Genomic DNA, 2,684 nt, shown 5'->3' with positions numbered 1-2,684 from the left:
GAATTTTATGTGAGTAAAACAGATATATAGACAGAGCTTATATTTCATCGCTCTATCCGTCATCAGAGAGGCCTTAAAAGCATGTTGTATTTAAAAAATGCTCAACCCGTCAAAGATATAGATGTGCTGGATCGTGCCTTTCATTATGGTGATGGTTGCTTTACTACCGCGCGCATCCGTCGAAACCGGATCGAGTTAGCAGACCGTCATCTAGCCCGTTTAAGGATGAGCCAGCAAAAATTAAGTTTGCAGGCTGATCTGGACCTGATTGAAAAAAGTTTGCAAGCGTTATTGAAATCAGAAGCTGAACTGAACGGCACCTTAAAGATTGTACTGAGTCGTGGTATAGGGCAGCGTGGTTATAGCCTGCCAGACCATCCGGCAGATCTTTGGGTGTTCTATTATCCGAAAACTGTACAGGACTTCAGTTATGAGCAGATTCAGACAGGTGTATTGCAACAGGCTATTGGTCTCAATATGCCAAATCTGGTGGGGCTAAAAACCTTAAACCGTCTGGAACAGGTTTTGCTTAAACAGGAAGCGGATCTGCATGGCTGGCCGGAAGCACTGGTAACTGATGTGCAGGGCACGATTGTTGAAGGGGTGAGCAGTAATTGCTTCATTCGTATAAACAATACATGGATTACACCAGAACTTCGTTATAATGGCGTCTTCGGTGTGATGCGTGCAGAAATTTTGCAACGTATGCATGATCAGGGCATTATCTGTCAGCAGCGTGATGTGGAAATGGATGAAATTCCTCATATCGACAGCTTGTTTTTCTGCAATGCGCTCAGTCCGATGAAAATTGCCACTCAATTTGAGCAGCGTGCTTTAAATGTAGATGCTTGTATTGAACTTTTTAACCGTCTTCGATTGAATCAGATGCCTTATTAATATGTCAGCTTCCAAGTCTAAAACCAAAAAGAAAAATAATGCCAAACGCCCTGGTTTCATGAAAGGGATAGTTTTATTTCTAATCGGGATACTCCTGGTTCTAGGGTTGATCCTGAAAGCTAGCCTATGGAAAGATTATCCTGTAGAAGGTCAAAAACAGTTACTGGCAATTAGTAACGGTGAAACCTATTCTGGATTTATTGATCGGCTGGCCAAAGAAAATTATGTCAGCTTTCCAGTTATTTTAAAGCTGTATCAGCGCATCATGATTCATGACACCATGAAGGCGGGTGTCTATGAAATTCCTCAAGGTATGAGTATCCGTGCAGTGCTGGACATGATTTCCAATGCAGAAAATGCTCAGATGAACCGGATTCTGGTGATTGAGGGTACAACCTTTAAACAGCTGATTGATGCTTTAAAGAAAGATGATCTGGTGACTAAAGAAGTGGTGAATTTGCCAACCGATCAATTGCTCAAAGAACTCAATATTCCATTTAATCATCCTGAAGGTCTGTTCGCTCCAGATACCTATTTCTTTGCCAAAGGCGAAACGGATCGCAAGATTCTGACTGATCTTTATCAGCGCCAGATGAAGTCTCTGGATCAGGCTTGGGAAAAACGTGCATCAGATCTGCCATATCAGAATAAATATGAAGCGCTGATCATGGCATCGATCATTGAAAAAGAAACCAGTCTGGATAGCGAGTTACAACAGGTGTCTGGCGTATTTGTGCGCCGTTTGAAAATCGGCATGCGTCTACAGACAGATCCAACCGTGATTTATGGTATGGGTGAGAATTATAAAGGTGATATCACCCGTCAGGATCTGCGTACTCCAACACCTTATAACACCTATACCATGGCTGGCTTACCACCAACACCGATTGCTTTGCCAAGCAAGAAAGCTATTGAGGCTGCCATGCATCCGGACAATTCACAAAATCTTTATTTTGTTGCAACGGGTAATGGTGGGCATAAATTCAGCAGCAGTCTGCAAGACCACAATAGAGCAGTGCAAGAGTATCTTTCTGTTTTACGTTCAAAAAATAAGGAATGAGCATGTTTATCAGCTTTGAAGGCACTGAGGGTGTAGGGAAAACCACACTCATTCGTCGTATCTATGATGATTTTATTGCTCAAGGTAAAGAGGTCGTGTTGACCCGCGAGCCGGGTGGCACACCAATGGCAGAACAGATTCGTTCGCTGTTATTGGCCGTAAACCACGAAGAAGCGATGTGCCATGATACAGAGTTATTGCTGATGTATGCGGCACGTGCCCAGCATCTGGCACAAGTGATTTTACCCGCTTTAAATGCTGGAAAAATTGTCTTATGTGATCGCTTCAGTGATGCCAGTTTTGCCTATCAATGTGCAGGACGTGGTCTGAATGAAAATAAACTGGCGCTTCTCAACCAGTCTTTTGTTTCTCGTATGCCAGATATTACATTATGGCTAGATGCACCGGTTGAGCTGGGAATGTCTCGTGCCCGTGAGCGTGGTGCACTAGACNNGTGGACTCAGTGAAGACAAGCTGAATCTGTTAAATCAAAATTTTGTGGAACGTATGCCAGATATTACGTTCTGGCTGGATGCACCGATTGAACTGGGTATGAATCGCGCTCGTGCCCGAGGTGCGCTGGATCGATTTGAACAAGAGAAAGTTACTTTCTTTGAGAAAGTTCGCGCCGGATATGCCGCGCTATGCCAGCGTCATCCAGAGCGGATTAAACGTCTGGATGCGACTCAAACACCGGATCAGGTGTTTGAACAGGCGCTGTCTTATT

General features: G+C 43.8%; 2 protein-coding genes and 2 pseudogenes. All 4 read left to right on the top strand.

Features of this window, described 5'->3' with window-relative positions; translation table 11 throughout:
* The first annotated feature begins 81 nt into the window (after window positions 1–81).
* Window positions 82–897: an aminodeoxychorismate lyase gene (gene pabC, locus B4J23_RS13940; RefSeq protein WP_291361460.1), complete on the top strand. Its 816-nt coding sequence runs from the start codon at window positions 82–84 to the stop codon at window positions 895–897.
* Window position 898: 1 nt separating this feature from the next.
* Window positions 899–1,957, top strand: a complete 1,059-nt coding sequence (gene mltG / locus B4J23_RS13935; RefSeq protein WP_291361459.1) for an endolytic transglycosylase MltG — start codon at window positions 899–901, stop codon at window positions 1,955–1,957.
* A gap of 2 nt (window positions 1,958–1,959) precedes the next feature.
* Window positions 1,960–2,406: pseudogene (tmk, locus tag B4J23_RS13930) on the top strand (dTMP kinase); the annotation flags it as partial.
* 7 nt (window positions 2,407–2,413) lie between these two features.
* A pseudogene (locus B4J23_RS13925) lies at window positions 2,414–2,684 on the top strand (dTMP kinase); the annotation flags it as partial.

The sequence above is a fragment of the Acinetobacter sp. UBA3025 genome (assembly GCF_002367915.1).
Taxonomy (GTDB): domain Bacteria; phylum Pseudomonadota; class Gammaproteobacteria; order Pseudomonadales; family Moraxellaceae; genus Acinetobacter.
This window is presented reverse-complemented; position numbering and strand designations above follow the sequence as displayed.